The sequence below is a fragment of the Variovorax sp. Varisp46 genome (assembly GCF_059491885.1).
In genome coordinates this window covers 2787215-2810895 of sequence record NZ_CP168515.1, presented here as the reverse complement: position 1 = coordinate 2810895, position 23681 = coordinate 2787215, and the positions used below count along the sequence as shown (strand labels likewise).

At 66.9% G+C, this 23681-nt stretch carries 21 protein-coding genes and 1 pseudogene; 15 read left to right on the top strand and 7 right to left on the bottom strand.

From position 1 onward, the window contains the following. Positions 1-265: 265 nt before the first annotated feature. Entirely contained in the window at positions 266-871 is a 606-nt protein-coding gene (locus tag ACEN9N_RS13310; protein WP_495656254.1) for a TetR/AcrR family transcriptional regulator, read from the bottom strand. Positions 872-1012: 141 nt separating this feature from the next. On the opposite strand from ACEN9N_RS13310, the gene ACEN9N_RS13305 reads away from it, so the two are divergent. From ACEN9N_RS13305 to ACEN9N_RS13290, 4 genes are read left to right on the top strand one after another with little or no spacing between them, the layout of a single operon-like run. Further along, entirely contained in the window at positions 1013-1801 is a 789-nt protein-coding gene (locus tag ACEN9N_RS13305; protein ID WP_495656383.1) for an SDR family NAD(P)-dependent oxidoreductase, read from the top strand. 35 nt (positions 1802-1836) lie between these two features. Then, complete coding sequence (gene acuI, locus ACEN9N_RS13300; RefSeq protein WP_413312621.1) at positions 1837-2823, top strand: acrylyl-CoA reductase (NADPH); 987 nt, start codon at positions 1837-1839, stop codon at positions 2821-2823. A gap of 56 nt (positions 2824-2879) precedes the next feature. Beyond that, positions 2880-3398, top strand: a complete 519-nt coding sequence (locus ACEN9N_RS13295) for an alpha/beta fold hydrolase (RefSeq protein WP_495656253.1) — start codon at positions 2880-2882, stop codon at positions 3396-3398. Between the two features lie 59 nt (positions 3399-3457). Next, positions 3458-4459, top strand: coding sequence for an NADP-dependent oxidoreductase (locus ACEN9N_RS13290; RefSeq protein WP_007832821.1), 1002 nt, complete (start codon positions 3458-3460; stop codon positions 4457-4459). A 440-nt stretch (positions 4460-4899) separates the two neighbouring features. Here the strand turns inward: ACEN9N_RS13290 and ACEN9N_RS13285 are convergent. From ACEN9N_RS13285 to ACEN9N_RS13270, 4 genes and pseudogenes are all read right to left on the bottom strand, one after another. After that, positions 4900-5172 (bottom strand): annotated as a pseudogene (locus ACEN9N_RS13285) (bacterioferritin-associated ferredoxin); the annotation flags it as partial. Positions 5173-5243: 71 nt separating this feature from the next. Further along, positions 5244-6569 (bottom strand): NAD(P)/FAD-dependent oxidoreductase, encoded by a 1326-nt coding sequence (locus ACEN9N_RS13280; protein ID WP_495656252.1) that lies wholly within the window; start codon positions 6567-6569, stop codon positions 5244-5246. A gap of 20 nt (positions 6570-6589) precedes the next feature. After that, the gene (locus ACEN9N_RS13275; protein ID WP_495656382.1) at positions 6590-8020 is read right to left on the bottom strand and encodes an aldehyde dehydrogenase family protein; all 1431 of its coding nucleotides are present in this window, start codon (positions 8018-8020) and stop codon (positions 6590-6592) included. Between the two features lie 246 nt (positions 8021-8266). Then, positions 8267-9667: an aminotransferase-like domain-containing protein gene (locus ACEN9N_RS13270; RefSeq protein WP_413312625.1), complete on the bottom strand. Its 1401-nt coding sequence runs from the start codon at positions 9665-9667 to the stop codon at positions 8267-8269. Between the two features lie 351 nt (positions 9668-10018). Between ACEN9N_RS13270 and ACEN9N_RS13265 the strand changes: the two genes are divergently transcribed. Genes ACEN9N_RS13265 through ACEN9N_RS13235 form a run of 7 tightly spaced genes read left to right on the top strand, consistent with a single transcriptional unit; the run spans position 10019 to position 15772 of the window. Next, positions 10019-10501 (top strand): MSMEG_0572/Sll0783 family nitrogen starvation response protein, encoded by a 483-nt coding sequence (locus ACEN9N_RS13265; protein WP_007832834.1) that lies wholly within the window; start codon positions 10019-10021, stop codon positions 10499-10501. A gap of 15 nt (positions 10502-10516) precedes the next feature. After that, positions 10517-11563: a Nit6803 family nitrilase gene (locus tag ACEN9N_RS13260; RefSeq protein ID WP_495656251.1), complete on the top strand. Its 1047-nt coding sequence runs from the start codon at positions 10517-10519 to the stop codon at positions 11561-11563. Beyond that, positions 11526-12596 (top strand): MSMEG_0568 family radical SAM protein, encoded by a 1071-nt coding sequence (locus ACEN9N_RS13255; RefSeq protein WP_007832836.1) that lies wholly within the window; start codon positions 11526-11528, stop codon positions 12594-12596. Before ACEN9N_RS13260 ends, ACEN9N_RS13255 begins: the two co-directional genes overlap by 38 nt. Before the next feature lie 2 nt (positions 12597-12598). Beyond that, the gene (locus ACEN9N_RS13250) at positions 12599-13159 is read left to right on the top strand and encodes an MSMEG_0567/Sll0786 family nitrogen starvation N-acetyltransferase (RefSeq protein ID WP_495656250.1); all 561 of its coding nucleotides are present in this window, start codon (positions 12599-12601) and stop codon (positions 13157-13159) included. Further along, complete coding sequence (locus ACEN9N_RS13245; protein ID WP_495656249.1) at positions 13156-14166, top strand: sll0787 family AIR synthase-like protein; 1011 nt, start codon at positions 13156-13158, stop codon at positions 14164-14166. The genes ACEN9N_RS13250 and ACEN9N_RS13245 overlap by 4 nt, the downstream gene beginning before the upstream one ends. After that, entirely contained in the window at positions 14157-14441 is a 285-nt protein-coding gene (locus ACEN9N_RS13240) for an MSMEG_0570 family nitrogen starvation response protein (protein ID WP_413312627.1), read from the top strand. Before ACEN9N_RS13245 ends, ACEN9N_RS13240 begins: the two co-directional genes overlap by 10 nt. Positions 14442-14473: 32 nt before the next feature. Beyond that, positions 14474-15772, top strand: coding sequence for an MSMEG_0569 family flavin-dependent oxidoreductase (locus ACEN9N_RS13235; protein WP_495656248.1), 1299 nt, complete (start codon positions 14474-14476; stop codon positions 15770-15772). Here ACEN9N_RS13235 and ACEN9N_RS13230 read toward each other — a convergent pair. Continuing rightward, positions 15769-16617, bottom strand: a complete 849-nt coding sequence (locus tag ACEN9N_RS13230; protein WP_495656381.1) for an IclR family transcriptional regulator — start codon at positions 16615-16617, stop codon at positions 15769-15771. The genes ACEN9N_RS13235 and ACEN9N_RS13230 overlap by 4 nt on opposite strands. 198 nt (positions 16618-16815) lie before the next feature. On the opposite strand from ACEN9N_RS13230, the gene ACEN9N_RS13225 reads away from it, so the two are divergent. The 4 genes from ACEN9N_RS13225 to ACEN9N_RS13210 are packed head-to-tail and all read left to right on the top strand — an operon-like array spanning position 16816 to position 22089. Then, the gene (locus ACEN9N_RS13225) at positions 16816-17814 is read left to right on the top strand and encodes a tripartite tricarboxylate transporter substrate binding protein (protein WP_413312635.1); all 999 of its coding nucleotides are present in this window, start codon (positions 16816-16818) and stop codon (positions 17812-17814) included. Between the two features lie 17 nt (positions 17815-17831). After that, on the top strand, positions 17832-18632 hold the full coding sequence (locus ACEN9N_RS13220) for an enoyl-CoA hydratase/isomerase family protein (protein WP_495656247.1): 801 nt from the start codon (positions 17832-17834) through the stop codon (positions 18630-18632). A 5-nt stretch (positions 18633-18637) separates the two neighbouring features. Continuing rightward, positions 18638-20722, top strand: coding sequence for an acetate--CoA ligase family protein (locus ACEN9N_RS13215; RefSeq protein WP_495656246.1), 2085 nt, complete (start codon positions 18638-18640; stop codon positions 20720-20722). Positions 20723-20754: 32 nt separating this feature from the next. Next, positions 20755-22089, top strand: a complete 1335-nt coding sequence (locus ACEN9N_RS13210; protein WP_495656245.1) for an MmgE/PrpD family protein — start codon at positions 20755-20757, stop codon at positions 22087-22089. 71 nt (positions 22090-22160) lie between these two features. Here the strand turns inward: ACEN9N_RS13210 and ACEN9N_RS13205 are convergent, their stop codons facing one another. Beyond that, positions 22161-23663, bottom strand: coding sequence for an ABC transporter permease (locus tag ACEN9N_RS13205; RefSeq protein ID WP_413312639.1), 1503 nt, complete (start codon positions 23661-23663; stop codon positions 22161-22163). Between the last annotated feature and the right edge of the window lie 18 nt (positions 23664-23681).

The following is a 23681-nucleotide window of genomic DNA, read 5'->3' as shown; positions in this document are numbered from 1 at the left end:
AGCAGCGCGCCGATGCACCGACACGGGAAAAAACTGTCATCCCTGAGTGCCGATCAGCGCAATCCAAAGCGTGCAGCATGCTCGATTCCGAAAAGGGTGGCTACTTCAGCGTAGCCCTAGAACCCTGTCTTCGTAGGAATACATGAACTACCTCCTGGTAGTCCAAGTTTTCGTCCGCACCCCCAAAGGGTCACTTTTCGCAATGCCTTGACGCATCGTGCCCATGGTTGTCCAGCCTTCGACTCCTCATCTTCATGAGCCTGCACTAGCTGATCTGGGCAAGGGAGGAGCCAAGGGTCGGCGAGGAAAGCCTCGACAGGACTGCAATGCGGCAGACATCCAGAATTTCATCGGCGATTTGTGAGTCGTCAGGACACGCCCGTGACAGCACTATTGCGCCGATTACCTGTGCAATGACGTCGATCCGCATGGCACGCGCGTCGCCGCCCTGATTGCCTTCCTCTGTCGCGCCGCATTGGTTTGCCAGGTTCGCCAGCAAGCTTTCAACGCCGGCCGCAAAAGCCGTCTTGATCGACTCCGTCTGACGCGCGGCATCTCCGCATAGTGCGGCCATCGTGCAACCGTCACCAGGAGCATCGCGGTGCTCACGGGACAAGTAGTGCTTGACGAACTCCATCGCATCGACGCCTTCGGCCTTGGCCGCCGTCTGCGCAAAACCGCATATTGCCGCCTCTGCCATCAGGTCGGCCTTGGACCCGAAGTGCTTATAGAAGCCACCATGGGTGAATCCTGCGCCCGCCATCAAGTCCGCAATCCCTACCCCGTCATAGCCTCGCTCGCGAAACAGCGTGGAGGCCGTCTCGACGATGTGTGCCCGGTTCGCCTGCGCCTGCGCTTTGGTGACCTTCATGTCCAGGATCTCTCTAGATGTGCCATCAGTGAAGTTATGAATATACATTGATGTCGATCATCATCAAATCCCTTGACAACAAAGATGATGATCGACATCATTAAATCAACTCCAACGACCTTTTCGATCAAGAGAAAACACATGACCTCCCGCTCCACTGTTCTCATCACGGGCGCCTCGACCGGCATTGGCGCCATCTATGCCGACCGCTTCGCACGCCGCGGCCACGACCTTGTGCTGGTGGCACGCGACAAGGCGCGGCTGGAAACGCTCGCTGCGCGGCTGCGCGAGGAAACCGGCGCTGCCGTCGATACCCTCCCGGCCGACCTGACCCGGCCCGGCGATCTGGCCGCAGTCGAGATGCGCCTGCGCGAGGACGCCAAGATCGAAATCCTGATCAACAACGCCGGGGCCGCGCTGTCCGGTCACTTCATCGACCAATCGACAGACGATGTCGCCCGCCTGGTCAGCCTCAACACCACCGCACTCGTCAGGCTGGCGAGCGCCGTCGCCCCGCGCCTGGCGCAGGCTGGCAAAGGCGCGATCGTCAACATCGGCTCGGTGGTCGGCCTGGCGCCCGAGTTCGGCATGTCGGTCTACGGTGCGACCAAGGCCTTCGTGCTGTTCCTGTCCCAGGGGCTGAGCCTGGAGCTCGCGCCCAAGGGTGTCTATGTGCAGGCGGTGTTGCCAGCCGGAACCCGTACCGAGATCTGGGAGCGCGCGGGCATCGACAGCAGCGCGATGCCTGATCTGATGGGAGTGGAAGAGCTGGTAGATGCCGCACTGGTCGGATTCGACCGCCGCGAACTCGTGACCATCCCGCCGCTGCATGATGCCGCGCGCTGGGAAGTGCTGAACGCGGCACGGCAGACCCTGATCGCAGACATCCGGCAGGCGCATGTGGCAGAGCGCTATCGAGCTGCCGCCTGAAACCGCAAACAGCTCCAGAACGGAACGGACAGCACATGACATTCAAGGCACTGCTCGCCAGCAAGACCGGCGACACCATATCAACCAGCTTGGTCGACTTCAAGGAAGAGGATCTGATGCCGGGTGACGTTACCGTCGCGGTCGAGTACTCGACGGTGAACTACAAGGACGCGATGGCGCTCAGTGGCCGGTCACCGGTCATTCGCCAGTTTCCGCTGATTCCGGGTATCGACTTTGCCGGTGTCGTCGAGTCGTCGAGCTATCCCGGCCTCGTCGCCGGCGACCGTGTGCTGGCGACTGGCTGGGGACTGAGTCAGACGCACCATGGTGGCTTCGCGCAGAAGGCGCGGGTGAGCGGTGATTGGCTGGTCAAGATCCCGGAGGTCTTTTCGACCCGGGATGCCATGGCCATCGGCACCGCCGGGTTCACCGCCATGCTGTCCGTGCTCGCACTGGAGCATGGGGGCCTGACGCCCGAGCGTGGAGACATCCTGGTGACCGGCGCCAATGGCGGCGCCGGTTCCGTGGCTATCACGCTGTTGTCGGGCTTGGGCTATCGCGTGATCGCGTCGACCGGCCGACTCGACGAAGCCGCCTACCTGCGTGCGCTGGGCGCGGCGGACGTCATCGACCGCCACACCCTGTCCGAAGCGGGCGCACCGATCGCCAAGGAGCGGTGGGCCGGGGCCATCGATTCGGTCGGCAGCCATACGCTGGCGAACGTCCTGGCGCAGACCCGGTATCGCGGCGTGGTCGCGGCCTTCGGCCTCGCACAGGGCGCGGATCTGCCGGCATCCGTGCTGCCGTTCATCCTGCGCAACGTCACCCTCGCCGGCATCGACTCGGTCAATGCGCCGCAGCCTGTGCGGCTGCAGGCGTGGTCGCGCCTGGCCAGCGACCTGGATCTGGGCAAGCTTGCACGGACCACCAAGGTGATTGGCCTGGCAGGGGTTCCTGAAATCGCCAGCCAAGTCCTCGCAGGGAAGGTTCAGGGGCGCACCATCGTCGACGTGAACGCCTGACCGCCAACGCGATGACGATGACGTTGACCCCGACCGACCGGCACCCAGGATCGCGCATGCCCTATATCGACACCCCCACCCAATCGATCGATGTCGACGGGACTGCGTTCGCGTACCGCGACCTGGGGCCGCGCAGCGGCGTGCCGCTGGTCCTGCTCAACCACTGGGGCGCGGTCCTCGACAATTTCGACCCGCGTATCGTCGATGGGCTTTCCCGCCGGCATCGCATCATCGCCATCGACTACCGGGGTATCGGCGCTTCAGGCGGAACGGCACCCGTGACCATCGATGCGACGGCACGAGATGCGATCGCACTGATCCACGCGCTGGGTTTCGAGAAGATCGACCTGCTTGGCTTCTCCCTCGGAGGATTCGTGGCGCAGGACATTGCTGAAAGCACCCGCGCTGGTGCGCCGACTCATCCTGACCGGCACGGGGCCGGCAGGCGGCAAAGGCATCGACGATGTCGGAGCGCATTCCCGGCTCGCAACTGGTCAGCTACAAGGACGCCGGGCATGGGGGATTTTCCAGTACCACGGCGAGTTCGTGCCCAAGGCGCTGGCCTTCCTCAATGACTGAACGTCGGCATCCTCGGCGACCAGCTTCAATCAAAAAACCTGAAAAAAACCCCCCAATGAAAGCTTTCATCATCGGTCGTTACGGAAAGAAGGAAGTCGGCCGCATCGGCGAGATGCCCGACCCCGAGGTCCGGGACGATGACGTCCTGATCCGGATCCACGCGGCGAGCATCAATCCCCTGGATTCGAAAATCAGGAGCGGCGAATTCAAGCTGATTCTTCCCTACCGCCTCCCGCTGATCCTGGGCAACGATGTGGCCGGAACGGTCATGCGCGTCGGCCCCCGCGTTCGCAACTTCAAGCCCGGTGACGAGGTCTATGCACGCCCCGACGACGATCGCATCGGCACCTTCGCGGAGTTCATTGCCATCAAGGAATCTTCGGTGGCGTTGAAGCCCGCGAAACTCGGCATGGTCGAGGCCGCATCCCTTCCCCTGGTGGCCCTGACGGCCTGGCAGACGCTGGTCGAGACCGCCAAGCTGAAAAAGGGGCAGAAGGTGCTGATCCATGCCGGCTCCGGCGGCGTAGGCACCATCGCCATTCAGCTTGCCAAGCATCTCGGCGCGTTCGTGGCCACGACCACGAGTACGGCCAACATCGCCTGGATGAAATCCCTGGGCGCGGACGTCGTCATCGATTACAAGCAGCAGGACTTCGCCACGGTGCTTCGCGGCTACGACGTGGTGCTGAACAGCCTCGGCAGCGACGAGCTGAACAAATCCGTCCAGGTTCTCAAGCCGGGCGGGCATCTCATCTCCATCTCGGGGCCGCCCACCCCGGCGTTCGCCGTCGCGCGAGGACTGGCCTGGCCGCTCCAGCAGGTGCTGCGCCTGCTGAGTTTCGGCATCAGGAAGAAGGCAAAAAAGATCGGGAGCGAATACTCGTTCGTCTTCATGCGGGCCGATGGGGCGCAGTTGCGCGAGATCACTTCGCTCGTCGAATCGGGTGCCATCCACCCGGTCGTCGACAAGGTATTCCCGTTTCAGGACACCCACGAAGCTTTGGCTTACGTCGACAGTGGGCGCGCAAAGGGCAAGGTCGTGGTGCAAATGAGGTAGCCGCCGGGCATGCCTCGAATGCCTCGCATGCCTTGGAGTGCGTTCGATTCGATGTCGGTCTGGGTTCGCATGGGGGTCGCCTTTCGGTTGTTTCGCAGCGCATCCAATGCAGTTGCGGTACGTCCATAGGTTGCCAAGCACGTCTGCCAAGACCAACCTGCCGGGTGATGGGACTGAGCCACCGCACCGTCGAGATGCATGTCCGGCACTCGCTGGCGGCGCTCGATTGCCGGTCTCGGGCCGAGGGCGTGCGTGTCGCACTTCAGCGTGGCCTGCTCGGGGATGCGTCTGCGGCTTCGTGACGCCGCTGGCGGCTCGGCTGAGAGCCTATGGCCTGCTTACGTTTCGTCGCCGAGCCGATTTCACAAGGGTCGCGTGACGAATACCGGCAGCCCCAGTTGGCCGGCGAGCGGCTCGACCAGGTCTGCGTCTGGCCGGAATCAACGTGCGGCAGGCTCTTCGAGCGTGATCGGCTTGATGGGAGAGCAGATCCGGTAGTGACCGACCTCGGCCGGAGAGACGCCGCGCTCATGTGCGATGACCTCGGTGGCGGTGAGGCCGCAAAGGCGGCCCTGGCAGGGGCCCATGCCGCAGCGCGTGAAGGCTTTGCCCTGGCTCGGCCCCAGGCAGCCCAGGGCAACCGATCGGCGCAGTTCGCCGGCCGTGGCTTCCTGGCAGCGGCAGGCAATCACGTCGTCGGCCGGCACGCGATGCTGGAGCCTTTGATCTCCGTTGTCGCAATGCCGTAGATGCAGGGCAGGGTTCGGCGCGTCGCAGGCGCGGCCTAGAAATCAGCGACCTTGCCCCATGCCGAGTCGCTGAACCGCTCGGGCCGGTACGGTATGGGATCGACGATCGGTTTGGCACCGGTGGCAAGGTCCGCGACAAAGTGGCCGGCCCCGGGGCCGATGCCAAAGCCGTGTCCGGAAAAGCCCGCAGCCAGGATGAAGCCCGGCAGGCCCGGCACTTCGCCGATGCCGGGCACACCGTCCGGCGTGCTGTCGACGAAGCCGGCCCAGGCGTGCGTGATCCTTGCTTCGCGCAGTTCGGGCAGGAGCTCGACGGCGCGTCGCTGGGTCTCCCTGATCGTGGACAAACATGGCTTCGGATCGAGGATGCGCACCCGCTCCATCGGCGTCGGCGCATCGAGCCGCCACCGCCCCAGCGTTTCGTGGCCACCGCGAATGCCTTCCAGGCCCCCCGGAAGAAGGTTGCGCCAGCGCTTGGCGAACATGGGCACGAATTGCGGGGCGAAGCGCATGAACTGGGGTGTCACGTCCACGCGTGCGCGGCCGCTGATGGCCAGTGCGTAGCGTCCGTCGTTGCGGCGCGTCACGGAGACGCCTGAGGTGAACAGGGCATCCGGAAGGCGGTGCTCCACGGGGGACACGCTGAGGATGGATTGCCGGATCGAGGCCTGCGGAAAACGGATGCCGAGCTGGCGGCAGAACGAGGAGGCCCACGCGCCCCCGGCCAGCACGGCCGTCCTGGTCCTGATGACCCCGGCTTCGGTGATGACGCCGCTGACCCGCCCGCCTTCCGTCTCGATGCCGCGGGCCGCGCAGTTCTGGTTGACGCTGCCGCCAAGCTTGATGAGCGCAGCGGCCACGGCGGGCGCAGCCTTGCCAGGATCAGCGGTGCCGTCGCTGGGCGAGAAGACGCCGCCTTTCCAGGCGCGGCCGGTCGCTCGGCCGCGCTCGGCGGCCTCGCGGCTGCCGAGCACGTAGGTCGCCACGCCGGCGGTCTTCGCAAAATCGCGCCAGCTGGACCAACGGGACAGCTCGGCCTCGTCGTTGCTGAGATACAGGAGCCCGCAGCGATGGAAGCCCGTGTCTTCCCCGCTTTCAGCGGCAAACCGTTCCCAGAGATCAAGGCTCTTGCTCGCCATCGGCAGTTCGCGAGCGTCCCGGTTCTGCTGCCGGCACCAGCCCCAGTTGCGGCTCGATTGCTCGGCGCCGATCCTTCCCTTTTCGACCAGGGCGACCGATACACCGCGCTTGGCCAGGTAGTAGGCGGTAAAGACGCCGATGATGCCGCCGCCGATCACGACGACGTCAGCGGAGGCCGGCGGCTTGGAGGAAGTGTTGAGATGGTGCAGCGGAGGGGACATGATGAATCTCGCTCGTCGATTCAAGCCTGGACGCTTTCGCTGCTTTCCTGGAAGCCAAGAATGGCTTTGGTTTCCAGGTATTCCTCGAGACCTTCGATGCCGTATTCGCGGCCGTTCCCCGAGCGCTTGTATCCGCCGAAGGGTGCATGGGGGCTCCAGGCCGGATAGTTGATGTGCACCTGCCCGGAGCGGATGCGCGCCGCGACGGCGCGTGCCGCTGCAAGGTCCTGCCCCTGGACGTGAGCGCCCAGGCCGTAGACGGTGCCGTTGGCAATCTCCACGGCCTCGTCGACGCTGTCGTACGGAATGATCGCGAGTACCGGCCCGAAGATCTCCTCTTGCGCGATCTGCATCCGCGGATGCACCGCGGAGAAGATGGTCGGGCGGCAGTAGAAACCGCGGCTCAAGGCCTCGGGCCGGCCGAGGCCGCCGCAAACGAGCCGCGCGCCTTCGGCGATTCCGATGCCGATCATTTCCTGCACCCGATTGAACTGGGCGCGATTCGCCACAGGGCCGTGCGTGGTCTGCTCGGCGCGCGGATCGCCCACGATGAAGCTGGACGCCGCTTCGTGCGCGATGCGTTCGACCTCCTGGAGGTGCTCACGCGGCACGATCATGCGCGTCGGCGCGCTGCACGACTGGCCGACGTTGCGCAAGGCGGCCGCCACACCTGCTGGCACGGCTCGCGCCAGGTCCGCGTCCGGCAGGATCACGTTGGGCGATTTCCCGCCGAGTTCCTGAGCCACGCGCTTCACCGTCGGGGCGGCCGCCTGGGCCACCAGGACGCCGGCCCTGGTCGAGCCGGTGATCGAGATCATGTCCACGTCCGGATGCGCCGACAGCGCGGCGCCGACCTCCGGCCCAGTGCCGCTCACCAGGTTGAAAACGCCCGGCGGGATGCCGGCGTCTTGCATCACCTGCGCAAAGAGCAGGGCGCTCAGCGGCGACAGTTCGCTGGGCTTCAGGACCAGCGTGCATCCCGCCGCCAAGGCCGGCCCGACCTTGGCGGTGATCTGGTAGAGCGGCCAGTTCCAGGGAGTGATCAGGCCGCACACGCCGATGGCCTCGCGCATGATGGCCACGTCCCCCCGATGGGTGAGAAACGGATAGCTGGCCAGATTGTCCCGGGCCACGCGGATGTGCTGCGCCGCGACCGGCACCTGTGTGCTGCGCGCAAAGCCGATGGCAGCGCCCATCTCCTGCGAGATCACCTGGGCGAACGACTCTGCTCGTTCGAGGATCAGGGCGTGGACACGGTCGAGAAGCAAGACCCTGCTCCGGACGGAGCTCACGGACCAGGCGGCGAAGGCGCGCCGCGCCGCAGCCACCGCCGCATCGACGTCCTGCGCAGTTCCCAGCGCGATCTCCGCAACGGGTTCCTCGGTCGACGGGTCGATGACGGAGGCGCGAGCCTGCCCCTGGGGCAGCACCCACTCGCCGTCGATGAACATGCGGTCCAGACGGCCAGTGCTCCGGAGGCGTTCGACGATGGAGGAGTTCACGGAGTTGGTCCTTTGGAAAAGGGGCTGAGGTCGGACTTGTGGATGTCCAAAAGTCTAGGCCGCGTGCCCCTCGCGCCGGTGCTGCAATGGGGGTCTTGCACAAAGCAGGCTGCGGTTGTGCGAGTCGCTACAGCAGATCGTGCCATCACGCCATCCGTTCTGCCGACGCCTCGACCTCGCTCTCCGTGTGATCGGCTAACCGCGCTTCTGCAATGTCGAGTGCGGATGCAGCGGATGCGCCAGCGTGTCGGCGATGAGCCTCAGCGCCTGATCGCACTGCTCCCGCGACATCGGCCCGCCCAGGCAAATGCGCACCGCATCTGGCGGATCGCCATCCGTCGAAAATGCTGCGCTCGCCACCACGCCCACGTTCTGGGTGCGCAGGTAGGACGCGAACTCCACCGGGCTCCAGCCCGGTGTGAGCGGCAGCCATGCATGAAAGCCCTCAGGGTGTGCCTGCAACCCGCTGTCGCCCAGATGGCGCGTCGCGAGCAGTTGCCGCGCCCCCGATTCGGCGCGCACCGCCTGCAGCATCGCCTCGGTCGTTCCGTCTTCCACCCACAGCGTGGTCAGCGCATTGGTGATCGGCGAGGCCATCACGGTGGTGGCGCGCATCGCGCCCGCGAGGCGCTGCGACTGCACCACCGTCGGTGAACACACATACGCGCTGCGCAGCCCCGCGCCGAAACATTTGGAGAACCCGCTAACGTAGTAAGTGAGCGCGGGGGCAAGCGTGGCGATGGTGCCCGGCGTCTGGCGCGGCAGCATGCCGTAGGCGTCGTCCTCGATGATCGGAATGGCATAGCGCAGCGCCACGTCGGCCAGCGCTTCCCGCCGTGCGCGCGACACGGTGCCGGCGGTCGGATTCAGCAGCGTCGGGTTGCAATACAGCGCCTTGGGCTTGAGCGTCTTGCAGGCATGCTCGAAGGCATCGGCGATGGGGCCGTCGTCGTCCAGCTGCAGCGCATGCAGCTGCACGCCCAGTTGCGCCGCGATGGCCTTCACGCCCGGGTAGGTGAGCGACTCCACGCAGATCAGCTCGCCCGGCCGCGCGAGCTGCGAGAACAGCGCCGTGAGCACGCCGTGGATGCCGGGGCACACCAGGATGCGGTCCACGCTCGCATGCGGCACGAAGGGTCGCAGCCATTGCAAGGCCACTTCGCGGTCGTGCGCGGTGCCGCCGAAGTCCTGGTAGCGCAGCAGGTCGTGGAAGTCGATCTCGGCGAAGGCACGGCTCGCGCTCTCGTGCAGCCGCGCCATCAGGTGCGCGTCGTCGGGCTCTGGCGGCATGTTCATCGTCATCTCGGCGCCGCTGCCGCCACGCAGCCGCAGGCTGGGGCTGCCGGAGCGGATGAAGGTGCCGGTGCCGGCGCGCGAGTCGATCAGGCCGCGCTTGCGCGCCTCGGCATAGCCGCGCGCCACCGTCGTGTAGTTGAGATCCAGGTCGGCCGCGAGCTCGCGCAACGTAGGCAGGCGGTCGCGCACGCCAAGGCGGCCTGTCTTGATGTCGTCGGCGATCAGATCGGCCAGCAGCAGGTAGGCCGGCCGGTCGCTGTTGCGCAGCTGCTTGCGCCAGTGGGTGGTGATCGTGGGCATGGGGCGGATCGTCGAAGTTGATTGCATCCATTGATTGCATCGGGCCACCGATCAAGCACGCAGGAATCGCGCCCGCCCCGGAGGCGCCGAATGCTTCGATCGGGTGCGATCAACCTCATTGATCGGGTGCATTGATCGCATGGCGGATGCGTCGTCGCGGTGCGGAAACCGGCCGGCAGCCTCTGTGCGTGCCCGCCTTTGCGGCCTTCCGAAATTTTTTATCCGCACGCAAGGCGCACCGCTGCGCATTGATCGCGAGTTGATCGCACGCACCCGGCCGCACGCTGGCACATCGCCTGCAAAGAGAAAGGCACGCAAGACCTGCGTTCAACCCCTCAACCGGAGTACCCCATGCCCAAAGTCACCCGCCCCCGCAACGAGAAAGGCGAGTACCTCGTCGACTACGAAGAGAAGGTGTTCGAAGACGTCAAGGCCGACCCCGGCGAGAAGGCGCTCGTCACCTTCCACACGGTCGCCTTCGAAGGTTCCATCGGCTTCGTGAACCTGCTGCAGGCCACGCGCCTGCGCCGCAAGGGCTACGAAACCTCCGTGCTGCTGTACGGCCCCGGCGTGACGCTGGGCGTGCAGCGCGGCTTTCCCACGCTGGGCGACGAGGCCTTCCCGGGCCACCAGAACTTCAACAAGCAGATCAGCAAGTTCATGGAAGAAGGCGGCAAGGTCTACGCCTGCCGCTTCGCGCTGCAGGCGCTGTACGGCCACGGCGAAGGGGCGCTGATCGAAGGCATCACGCCGATCAACCCGCTGGACGTGCTGGACCTGGTGCTGCTGCACAAGAAGGCCGGCGCGGTCATCCTCGACACCTGGACGCTGTAGGGCAGGGCACCGGCGATGGCTTCCACATCCCGCATCGTGCGTGCCGCGGCGATCCAGATCGCGCCCGACCTCGACCGGCCCGACGGCACGCTCGACCGGGTGTGCAGCGCCATCGACGAGGCCGCATCCAAGGGCGCGCAGCTCGCGGTCTTTCCAGAGACCTTCGTGCCCTACTACCCCTACTTCAGCTTCGTGCTGCCGCCGGTGCTGCAGGGTGCGCCGCACCTGCGGCTGGCCGAACGCGCGGTGGTCGTGCCGGGCCCGGTCACGCAGGCCGTGGCCGAGCGCGCGCGCCATCACGGCATGGTCGTGATACTCGGCGTGAACGAGCGCGACCACGGCAGCCTCTACAACACGCAGCTGGTGTTCGATGCCGACGGCACGCTCGCGCTCAAGCGCCGCAAGATCACGCCCACGTACCACGAGCGCATGGTCTGGGGCATGGGAGACGGCGCGGGGCTGAAGGTGGTCGACACCGCAGTGGGTCGCGTCGGCGCGCTGGCCTGCTGGGAGCACTACAACCCGCTCGCGCGCTACGCGCTGATGGCGCAGCACGAGGAGATTCACTGCGCGCAGTTCCCCGGCTCGCTGGTCGGCCCGATCTTCGCGGAGCAGATGGAAGTGACCATCCGCCACCACGCGCTGGAGTCGGGCTGCTTCGTGGTCAACGCCACCGGCTGGCTCAGCGACGAGCAGATCCGCTCGGTCACGCCCGACGCCAACCTGCAGAAGGCGTTGCGCGGCGGCTGCCACACCGCCATCGTCTCGCCCGAGGGCAAGCACCTCGCGCCACCGCTCACCGAGGGAGAGGGCATGGTGGTGGCCGACCTCGACATGGCGCTCATCGCCAAGCGCAAGCGAATGATGGATTCGGTCGGCCACTATGCGCGGCCCGAACTGCTGTCGCTCGCCATCAACGACCGGCCGGCGCAAACCACCGTGCCGATGCATCTCACGCAACCCCCTGCTCAATGGAGCTCCGACCATGACCACCACGACGACACAGCAAGACAGCCGGCAACTGATGACCGAGCTCCAGTCCTTCGGGTTGCGGCTGGTTGATCCTTCGGCGGGCGTTGCGAGCCGCCGCGGCGGCGCGGGCCCCTCGGACCACAAGGCCGTGACGGTGGACGGCCACACGATCATGGTGCCGGTGCACACCTCCACGGCCTGGCACTCGCCCTTCACCGCCGAGGCGCCCGACGCGCAGGGCATGAGCCGCGTGATGCGCGGCAGCATTCCCATTGCCAGCATCAGCTTTCCGAAGCAGCCGCGCTTCTACGCGATGCAGACCTTCGACGGCGTGCCCTATTCGCACATCGCCACGCTGCACGGCAGCGACGTGCTCGCCACCACGGTGTTGCAGACCTGCATCCGCTACGAGAGCCGGAAAAAGAGCTGCAAGTTCTGCGCGATCGGCCAGTCGCTCGCGGCCGGCCGCACGGTAGCGCGCAAGACGCCCGAGCAACTCGCCGAGGTGGCGCGCGCCGCCGTGCTGCTCGACGGCGTGAAGCACATGGTGATGACCACCGGCACGCCCAACGCCACCGACCGCGGCGCCGCCATCCTCTGCGAGAGCGCCTTCGCCATCAGGGCCGCGGTGGATATTCCCATCCAGGGCCAGTGCGAGCCGCCCGACGACGACCAGTGGTTCCACCGCATGAAGGCGGCCGGCATCGACACGCTGGGCATGCACCTGGAAGTGGTGACGCCCGAGGTTCGCGAACGCCTCATGCCGGGCAAGGCGAGCGTGCCTGTCTCGCGCTACATGAGCGCCTTCGAGGCGGCCGTGGGCGTGTTCGGACGCGGGCAGGTCAGCACCTACATCCTGGCGGGGTTGGGCGATACGCGCGAAGCCATCCTCGACACCTGCGACCAGTTGCTCGCGCGCGGGGTGTACCCCTTCGTCGTGCCCTTCGTGCCGATCAGCGGCACGCCGCTCGAAGACCATCCGGCGCCCACGCCCGAGTTCATGAAGTCGCTGCTCGCGCCGCTGGGCGAGCGCGTGGTGGCGGCGGGCCTGCGCTCGGCCGACATCAAGGCCGGCTGCGGCAAGTGCGGCGCGTGCTCGTCGCTGTCCGTCTACGAAAGCTGACCATGCTGTGCATCGACGACCTGAGCGAGCTCGACCTGCACTACGCGCCGGTCGAGTACCTGGTGCGCGAGGCGGCGCAGCAGTGGGAGCGCGACGAAGCGATGGGGCTGCGCCGGGCGGTGTTCTGCATCGAGCAGGGCATCTTCGTGCGCGACGACCGCGATGCCGTCGACGACCACGCGCAACTGCTGGTGGCGATGTCCTGCGCGGCGGGCATGCCGGAGCAGGTGGTGGGCACGGTGCGCATCCACCGCGGGGAGGCAGATGGCGAATGGTGGGGCTCACGCCTTGCCGTGCATCCCGCGTTCCGCAGCCAGGGCCACCTGGGCGTGACGTTGATCCGCCTGGCGGTTTCGCGCGCCAACGCGCTTGGCTGCAAGCGCTTCTTCGCGCAGGTGCAGATGCAGAACGTGCCGCTCTTTCGCAAGCTGGGCTGGCAACTGCTCGAAGAAACCGGCGTGCACGGCCGCCCGCATGCACGCATGCAGGCCGAGCTCAGCTGGTACCCGCCCTGCCACGACCCCGTGAGCGGTTTCGTCACGCGCTCCAAGGTGCTGCCATGACCGACAACGTCCACGAAATCGCCGAAGCCCTTCGCGCCACGCGCGGCTTCGCCCACAAGCGCGACATCAGCGATGTGGTCTCCGCCCTCGGTCGGGCGCTTCCGGGCGGCCACGCGGCGCTCGCGCAGGCCGTGCCCATCGGCGACGACTGCGCCGCCATTCCCGACGGTCACGGCGGCTACCTGCTGTTCGCCATCGAGGGGCTGGTCGAGGACTTCATCGTGCGCATGCCGTGGTTCGCGGGCTACTGCGGCGTGATGGTCAACGTGAGCGACATCTACGCCATGGGCGGCCGGCCGACCGCCGTGGTCGATGCACTGTGGAGCACTGGCATGAGCCCTGCGGACGATGTTCTGCGCGGGCTGGCCGAGGCGGCTGTGCGCTACGGCGTGCCCATCGTCGGCGGCCACAGCAACAACCGCAGCGAGCGGCCGCAGCTCGCGGTCGCGATCCTCGGCCATGCGCGCAGTCTGCTCACCAGCTTCGATGCGAAGCCCGGCGACCTGCTCGTGATGGCGGCCGACCTGCGCGGCGCCTACGAGGAGCCCTTTCCCTACTGGAACGCATCGACCGCCGCGCCCGCCGCGCGCCTGCGCGCCGACCTCCAAGTGCTGCCCGCGCTGGCCGAAGAAGGCCTGTGCCGTGCAGCCAAGGACATCAGCATGGCGGGCGCGGTGGGCACGGCCATGATGCTGCTGGAGTGCTCGGGCGTGGGCGCGCGCATCGAGCTCGACGCACTGCCCAGGCCCGCGGGCGTGCCGCTGATGCGCTGGCTGTCCTCGTTTCCGAGCTACGGCTTCGTGCTGAGCGTCGCGCCTGCGCAGGTGGGCCCGGTACTGGCGCGCTTCGCCGCGCGCGACATCGCCTGCGGCGTGATCGGCGAGGTCGACGCCACGCGGCAGGTGCACCTGCGTGCCGGTGGAGAAGAAGCCCTGCTGTGGGACTTCGGCAGTGACGCCTTCATCCAGCCACCCGCCATTCGACTGGAGACCGCCGCATGCCGGTGACGCACTTCCGCGTGCGCTGGCCCGACGCCAGCGAGACCCGCTGCTACTCGCCCTCCAGCGTGGTGCGCGAACACCTCGTGCCCGGCGAGCCCTATGCCCTCGGTGAGTTCATGCAGCACGCGCGCGAGGCATTGGGCCTCGCCAGCGAGCGCGTGCGCGCGAAGTACGGCTTCGCGTGCTCGCAGGCGATGGACCAGCTCGCGGAGATCGAACACATCGCTGCGCGCTTCGCGGAAACCGCCGGCGCGCAGGTCACCGTCGTCGCCTTCGACTGACGACTCCATCCCCAGAGAGAAAGAAGCACCCCATGTCACACCCCTACGGCGGACGCAGCCACTACAGCGTCGTCATCGTCGGCGGCGGCCAGGCCGGCCTGTCGCTGAGCCACTGCCTGCAGCAGCGCGGCATCGACCACCTCGTGATCGAAAAGCGCAGCCTGGTGCACACCTGGCGCACGCAGCGCTGGGACTCGTTCTGCCTCGTCACGCCCAACTGGCAGTGCCAGCTGCCGGGATGGAGCTACCTCGGCAGCGATCCGCACGGCTTCATGGTCAAGGACCAGATCAACGAATGGCTCGCAGGCTTCGTCGATCATGTGAAGGCACCGGCCATCGAGGGCGTGACGGTCGAGCGCGTCTCGCGCGATGGAGAACGCGAGCGCTTCAACGTGCAGACCGACGCCGGCCTCTACACCGCCGACCAGGTGGTCGTGGCCTCGGGCGGCTACCACCGCCCCATCGTGCCGCGCCTCGCCGAGAAGCTGCCTGCGGGTGTGGCGCAGTTCCACTCGGCGCAGTACCGCAACCCGGCGCAGCTGCCCGAGGGCGCGGTGCTGGTGGTGGGCTGCGGCCAGTCGGGCGCGCAGATTGCCGAAGACCTGCACCTGGCCGGCCGCAAGGTTCACCTGGCCACAGGCCACGCGCCGCGCTGCGCGCGCTTCTACCGCGGCCGCGAGGTGGTCGACTGGCTCGCCGAGATGAAGTACTACGAGATGCCCGTCACCGAGCATCCGCTGCGCGAAGGCGTGCGCGACAACACCAACCACTATGTGACCGGCCGCGACGGCGGGCGCGACATCGACCTGCGGCGCTTCGCGCTCGAAGGCATGGAGCTGTATGGGGTGCTGAGCGGCTTCGACAGCGGAAACTTCGAGCTGCAGCCCAACCTGCGCGACAACCTCGATGCCGCGGACGACACCTACAACCGCATCAACGCGTCGATCGACAAACACATTGCGGCGAAGGGCATCGAGGCGCCACCGCCTTCGGTCTACTCGCCCGTGTGGGAGCCGGCACAAGAACGCACGCGGCTCGACCTTGCGGCGGCGGGCATCGGCAGTGTCGTGTGGTGCATCGGCTTCTTGCCGGACTTCGCGTGGGTCGATGCGCCAGTGTTCAACGGGCGCGGTGCGCCGGTGCACCTGCGCGGGGTGACGAACGAACCGGGCCTGTACTTCCTGGGCCTGCCGTGGCTGCACACTTGGGGGTCGGGGCGCTTCTCGGGCGTAGCCGGTGATGCGGCGTTCCTCGCGGAAGCCATCGAAAATAGAAAATCGAAACTGCGCGAGAGCCATGCCGCAGTGGCACGAACACTTCATGCCGCCTAGTGCTGTGAGTTGGAAGTCGACGACGGACTATCCAGCCGAAGGCCTGCTCCGCCGGATGCCAGAAGAGCGGCCGTCGCTTTCTCCCTCAAGGAAAGCAATGGGCCGCTGAGTTCCTGCTCCACCTCGTCCATGTTGGCGGCGGTGGCGACACTGACGTTGAGCACATAGATCGGGCGATCCGCCAGCACGATCGGTGCTGACAGGGCGATCACTTCCGGTTGCCATGCGGCGCTGCAGTAGCCGCGCTGCTCGATGCTGAGTTTCGCGGACTTGATCTCGTCTCGCAACTGCCCCCATCCGGTGGAGCGTCTGCTGCGGAACAGTGCCAGCAGCGCTCGCCTCGTGGATTCCGGAGCGACCGCCAGATAGGCGCGGCCCAACGAAGTGAGTTCCATCGGCACCCGTTGACCTGCCACCACATGGCGTAGCGCAACGCGGCGGTTGTAGCGAACGGATTCGAGATAGACCATTTCGTCGCGATCGGGCACCGCCAGGCCGACGTTGATGCGCATCTTTTCGGCCAGCGCGCGCATCAGCGGGGCGACCGTGTTCAGCACCGGCGAGCCCGCGCGCATCGCATGGGCCAGGCTCAAGACATGTGCGGCCAGGCGGTAGGCCCGGCGGGCGCGATCGTGCTCCAGCAGGCCGGTTTCCACCAGCGTCTGCGTCAGGCGGCTCACGGTGGCGCGAGACAGTCCCGTGCGTTCCGCGAGTTCGCCGTTGCCAAGCAGATCGGCGCCTGGCCTGAACGCTCTGAGCACCTCGACACCGCGCACGAGCGACCGGTTGAGCATCGGGTCTTCGTGGTGTGGCCGGCGCGCTTTCTCAGAGGGTGTGTTCGACATGTTCCGCGAGTGGCGTGTGGCGCTGAAAACGTGGGGAGAGGCGCCGGGCAGCGTATCACCGATTTCCATCTGTTGGAAATAGGGGGGTGCGCGAACCGCTTGGCAAACCTAAGCTTCACCCATTCGATGAGAACCGCAGCCCAACGTGGCCGTCGATGGGGCTTCCCGTACTTCTCTTGTCAAACCGGAGACAAATCCATGCAGATCACGCTGACCCTGGCGCGTGCCAAACGAGCCGTCTTTTTCTCTTGCGCCACCGTTGCAGCAAGCCTGACGGCGTTCCCCGCTTTCGCGGCGTTTCCGGACAAGCCTGTGAAGATCGTGGTGCCATTCGCGCCGGGCGGAGGCACCGATCTCGTGGCGCGCACCATGGGCATCACCATGGGCCAGGAGCTGGGTCAACCGGTGATCATCGACAACAAGCCCGGTGCGGGCACCATCATCGGAACCGACGCCGTCGCGAAGAGCCAGCCCGACGGCTACACGCTTGTCATGGCGACCGTCGCGCACGTGGTGAATCCGAGCCTCCTGCCAAAGCTTCCCTACAACTACGAGAAGGCATTTGCGCCGGTCATGCTGGTGGGAATTTCGCCGAACGTGCTCGTCGTTCGGGCCGAAAGTCCTTACAAGTCCGTGGGCGACATCATCGCCGCGGCCAAGGCCCATCCCGGAAAGCTCTCGTTCGCATCGCAGGGCGCCGGCACGTCGGCTCATCTCGCAGGCGAACTCTTCAAGAATCTCACCAAGACCGACATCACGCACATCCCCTACCGCGGCGCTGGCCCGGCCATCACGGATCTGCTGGGCGGCCAGGTCGATGTGATGTTCGCCACGGCAGCCGCGGTCGGCACGTTCATCGAAAGCGGCAAGCTGCGGGCGCTGGCCGTGACCACCGCCTCGCGCTCCACGGCGCCCTCGCTGGCCAGGGTGCCGACCGTCGCGGAGAGCGGCGTGCCCGGTTACGTGGCGGACAGCTGGTATGGCCTCTATGCGCCGGCCGGAACGCCACGGGACGTGATCATGAAACTGAACGCCGCCGCAAGGAAAGCCGTCCAGACCGAGGCCTTCCGCAAGCGCGTGGAAAGCGAAGGCCTCGTGATCGACGCGGGTTCGCCGGAGGCGTTCGACCGCTATGCCAAGGGTGAAGAGGCCCGCTGGCGAAAGGTGGTCAAAGAGAACCACATCACCACTGACTGAGGCCCAAGGGCAAAAAAATGACCGAAAACCTGATCCAACTCGAAGTCGTCGACGGCGTTGCCACGCTGTGGTTGAACCGCCCGGAAAAGCGCAATGCCATGAGCGACGACATGCGCACCGAATTCATCGCCGCGCTCGAGCGCGTGGCGAACGACAAGGCGATTCGCGCCCTGGTGCTGACGGGCAAGGGAAATGGCTTCTGCGCCGGCGGCGACATCGCCGGCATGGAGCGCCGGATGCAAGCGCCCGCGGGCGAGGTCGGCTTCAACGGTTGGAGCCGCCAGCAACGCGTGCACCACGCGCAGTCGCTGCTGCACACCATGCCCAAGCCGACCATCGCCGCAGTCAACGGCGCCGCGTCGGGCCTGGGTGCCGATACGGCGCTCGCCTGCGACTTCATCATTGCGTCGGATGCGGCGAGCTTCACCTGGTCCTATATCAACCGCGGCATCATTCCCGACGGCGGCGGCATGTACTTTCTGCCTCGCCGCGTCGGCCTGGCCAAGGCCAAGGAGCTGATCTTCAGCGGCCGCAAGGTCGAGGCCGAAGAGGCGCTTCGTCTCGGCATCGCCGATCGCAAGGCCGATGCGGACAGCCTGATTGCAGAAGCGCAGCGCTGGGCCGCCGAAATGAGCAAGGGCTCCGCCACGGCGCTGGCCCTGGGCAAGACCATCCTCAACCAGAGCTTCGAGTTGTCGGCCCATCAGGTGTTCGCCCAAGGCAGCCAGGCGCAAGGCATTTGCTACACCAGCACCGAGCATCGCGAATCGGTGATGGCGTTCCTGGCCAAGACCTCCACCCCGGCCGGCAAGGAGTGAGCGCCATGAATGCCATCTCCCGACTCCTCAAGCCACGCAGCGTCGCCGTCATCGGAGCGTCGGGCGACGCCACCAAGACCGCTGGCAGGCCCATCTCGTACCTCGTGAAGCACGGCTTCTCGGGCGAAATCTATCCGGTGAATCCGAAGGCCGATCGCATCGGCGAGCTGGCCTGCTATGCGGACGTGGCTTCGCTGCCGGCGGTGCCTGACGTGGGCATCGTGCTGCTCGGGGCCGAGCGCGCCCACCTGGCGGTGCGCGACCTGGCCGCCCGCGGCACCGCGGCAGCCATCGTGCTGGCCAGCGGCTACACCGAGATCGGTGAGGAGGGCGCGCGCCGCCAGCGGCAGCTGATGGAAGCGGCCGGGTCCATGCGCATCCTGGGGCCCAACACCATCGGCCTGGTCAACCTCACGGACAACATCGTGCTGTCGGCCACGGGTGCGCTCGAGATGGCGCACTTTCCCGTCGGCGGCGTCGGCGTGGTGTCGCAGAGTGGCGGCATCCTCGGTTCGCTGTTGTCTCGCGCTGCGGTGCGCGGCATCGGCCTGTCCAAGCTGATCTCGACCAGCAACGAGGTCGACCTGGAGCTGGCGGACTTCATCGATCATCTCGCCGAAGACGATGCCACGAAGGTCATCGCGCTGTACGTCGAGACGGTGCGCAATCCGGAGAAGTTCCGCGCTGCGGCGCTGAAGGCGGCACGCGCGGGCAAGCCTGTGGTCGCGTTCAAGATCGGCCGTTCCGAGGCGGGCGCCAAGGCGGCGGTGTCGCACACCGGCGCGCTGGCCGGTGCCGACCGCATGTACGACGCGCTCTTCAGGCAGGTGGGCGTGATCCGCGCCCAGACATTCAATGACCTGCTGGACATCCCCGCCGCACTGGCCACCGGCCGTAAGCTGCGCGGCAACCGGGTCGCGGTCCTGACCTCCACCGGCGGCGCCGGGACGCTGGTGTCGGACGACCTGGGCCTGTCCGGCTTCGATACGCCCGCACCCGATGCCGCGACGGCCGAAGCATTGCGCGCGCTGCAGACCGGCGACCATGCCGTGCTCGATCGGAACCCGATCGACGTGACCCTGGCGGGCCTGCGGCCTGACTTGCTGCGCGGCGCCATCGACGTGCTGTTGAAGAGTCCCAGCTACGACGCCTTGACCATCATCGTCGGCTCATCCAGCCTCGCCATGCCCGAATTGATGGCCGGCGCGATCCAGGACTGCCTGCCGACCTCGGACAAGCCCGTCATTGCCTACGTGAGCCCGCACGCGCCGGAAATCGGCGCGCTGCTGACACAGCGCGGTGTCCCCGCTTTTGCCGCGGCGGAAAGCTGTACCGCTGCGCTCGACGCCATGCTGCGGGCCAGCCAGTGGAAAGACCCGGGCGAGCCGACCGCCGCCATGCAGCCGGTTGCGGTAGGCGATCTGCCTTCGGGCTCGCTCGACGAGGCGCAGGCCAAGCAGCTCTTCAGCCGTTTCGGCGTGCCGTGCGCGCGAGAGCTTGTCGTCACCGAGCCAGCACAGGCCGAGGCCGCTGCGCGTGAGCTGGGTGGCCGCGTGGTGTTGAAGATCCTGTCGGCCCAGGTCACGCACAAGAGCGACGTGGGCGGTGTGGCGGTCAACCTCACGCCCGACACGGTGGGCGCGCGCCTGCTGCAGATGGCGTCCGATGTCGAGGCCAACGCCGGCTCGAGGCCGCAGCGATTCCTGGTGCAGGAAATGGTGGCCGGCGGTACCGAACTGATCCTCGGCATGCACCGTGATGCGCTGGGCACGGCCATCCTGCTGGGAATGGGCGGCGTCACCGCAGAGCTGTTCAAGGACACGGCGATGCGGCTTCTGCCGGCGCAAGGTGGCCTGAGCCGCGACGAGGCACTGGGCATGGCGCAGGAACTGAAGACGTGGCCGCTGCTGGACGGCTTTCGCGGCCGGCCCAAGGCCGATGTCGAGGCGCTGCTGGCGGCCATCGTCGCCTTCTCTCACATGGCGGCCCAACTGGGTGACCGTCTGGTCGAAGCCGAGATCAACCCGGTGTTCGTGCTGCCGCAGGGGCAGGGCGTGCGTGCTGCCGATGGCGTGGTCGTTCTCGCCTGAAGAAATTGAACCCCTGAATCAGGAGAACCTGGATGCATGCAACGGAAGTATTTGCGCGATACGCGGCCGAGTTTTACCGGCAGCCGCTCCCTGCCGAGGTCATTCATCATGCCAAGCGCGCAGTGATCGACTGGTATGCATCGCTTTTCCCGGGCCTGGATGCGGCACCGGTGCGCATGCTGGAGCAAGCCCTGGGCGACGACCTCGATCGCGGTGGCGCCTTCCTGGCGCAAGGGCGCCCGGCCACTGCGCGCGCTGCTGCGCTCATCAACGGCACGGCTGCGCATGCCGCAGAGGTAGATGACAGCTTTCGCGAGGCCATGTACCACCCAGGCGCTGCGACCATCGCGGCCGCAATGGCCGGTGGGCAGGACATCGGTGCCTCAGGGCTTCAGTTTCTGCGCGGCGTGGTGCTTGGCTACGAGATCTCGACGCGAATCGGCGTCGTGATGGGCCGGTCGCATTACAAGTTCTGGCACAGCACGGGCACCGTGGGTAGCTTCGGAGCGGCTGCGGCGGCTGGCGGATTGATGGAGCTCGACGAAGTTGCCTTCGCGCACGCGCTCGCCACCGCTGCGACCTTCACGGCGGGACTGCAGCAGGCGTTCCGGATGGATTCGATGTCCAAACCGCTGCATGCGGGGCGTGCAGCCGAGGCGGGCCTCCTCGCTGCCCAACTGGCGCGGCGCGGCCTGACGGGTTCGCTGGATGTCCTCGATGGCGACGCCGGGCTCGGCCAGGCCATGAGCAACGGGCCCGACTGGTCGCAGGTCGGCGCGACGCTCGGGCAGGACTTTCACATCACACGCCTGACATTCAAGAACCATATCGGCTGCGGCCACACTTTTCCGTCGATCGACGGCGCCCTCGCGCTGCAGTCGAAGCACCGTATTGCGACTGAAGACATCGTTCGCATTCGTGTAGGCACCTATTGGCCAGCATTGGATATCGCTTGCTACGAGCGACCGGCTTCCGCCAACGAAGCACGCTTCAGCTTGAAGTACATGGTGGCGTCGGCCCTCGTGCATGGCAGCGTGCGCATGGCGGCGTTTGAGCCGGCGCGCCTCGAGGATCCCGCAACGCGCGCCCTGATGGAGCGCATGGAGGTCGCGGTGGATCCGGCGCTCGACGCGGCATTCCCGGGCCAGCGTGCCGCACGCATCGAGATCGACACCGCGGATGGGCGCCGGCTCAGCCATCTGCAGCCCAATCGGAAGGGCGATCCCGAGGAGCCACTGAGTGACGCCGACCTGGAAAGCAAGTTTCTCGAACTGTCCACGCCGGTGATCGGTGCCGCGCGGGCGCGCAGGCTTCTCGAGCGGCTGTGGCGCCTGGAGAGTGCGACCAGTCTTGCATACGAATCTTGATGAGGCAGGGGGCGTCGAGCCCACCAGGGGAGCGCAAGCGGCTTCGCCCAGGGCGCCCAGGCCGGCCCTGCCTACGGCCGCAGGCGCCAGCCAAGTTCGCCCTGGAGGAACTGGGCGGCCTCGGCGGGCAGATCCTCTGCGTCGAAGAAGCACGCCACGGGGCGCTCGACGACGATCCGTCCAGCATGCAGATAGGCCACGCGCGTGGCGAGGCGCTTGGCCTGCCCGAGGTTGTGGGTGCTCATCACGATCGTCACGCCGCTGTTGGCGACCTCCTCGATGAGGGCCTCGATTTCATTCTTGGCGCCGGGGTCCAGGCTGGCAGTCGGCTCGTCCAGGAACAGGATGTCCGGCTGCAGTGCCCAGGCGCGTGCGAGGCCAAGGCGCTGCTGCTGTCCGCCCGAAAGCGAACGGGCAGATCGCGTGGCGTGTTCGAGCAGGCCCACGTTAGCCAGGCCCTGGCGGCAGCGCTCGCTGCGCTCGGAGGCCGGCACGCCGGAAAGCCAGAGGCCCACCCAGACATTGCGCCACACCGAGAGGCTCAGCAGGAAGGGGCGCTGGAACAGCATGGCCGCTCGCGGAAGGCGGCCTTCGGGTTGCAGCGGCAAGGATTCGCAGCGACCTTCGCAGGGCAAAAGTCCATGCAGCAGCCGCAGCAGCGTGGTCTTGCCGGAGCCGTTGGCTCCGATGAGGATGAGCCGGTCACCCCGGCGCACGGTCAGCGATGCGTCGTTCAGCGCCATCAACGAGCGGAAGCGCACCGTGACCCGGTCGGCCCGGATCAACGCTGCCGCCTCGGTAGCAGCCGGCGTGCGAGGGGCGCGAGGAGTGGGCGTCCGGGGCGCCGCATGCGGCGGCACCTGAGAGGCGGCGCGCAGCGGGCGCGTGGCAAGCCAATGCAACAGGCCGATGGCGCCGTTGACCGCGCCGACCACCGCCAGCAGCACGATGCCCAGCGCCAAGGCCAGCGCAAGATCTCCCTTGCTGGTCTCCAGTGCGATGGTGGTGGTCATCACGCGCGTGACGCCGGCGATGTTGCCGCCGACGATCATCACGGCCCCTACCTCGGCAATGGCCCGCGCGAAGGCCGTGAGCAGGACGGTGGCCACGCCCATCCGGTCGTGCACCAGCATCAGCAGCGAGGTGGTGAGCGGCCCGGCGCCCAGGGAGCGCAACTGGTCGCCGCCATCGGCCAGGGCCGCCATCACGAGCCGGCGTGACAGGGCGGCGATCAGCGGCGTGACGAGCACGCTCTGCGCCACCACCATCGCTGAAGGCGTGAACAGGATTCCCAGTTCGCCCAGCGGTCCCGAGCGCGAGAGCAGCAGGTACACCAGCAGGCCCACCACCACGGCGGGCAGGGCGAGCAGCGTGTTCACCAACCACACGGCCAGCGCGTGCCCCGGGAACCGCGCCACTGCCAGCCAGGCGCCCAGCAGCAGCCCGAACAGCGCGCCAATTGCGCAGGCCGTGGCGCTGACCTGCAGCGAGAGCGCCGTGATGCGTACGAGTTCGGGGTCGGCGTGCGTGATGAGCTGCCAGGCCAGTGCCCAGCCTTCGGTCATGGTGTTCATCGAAGGACGGCTCTCAAT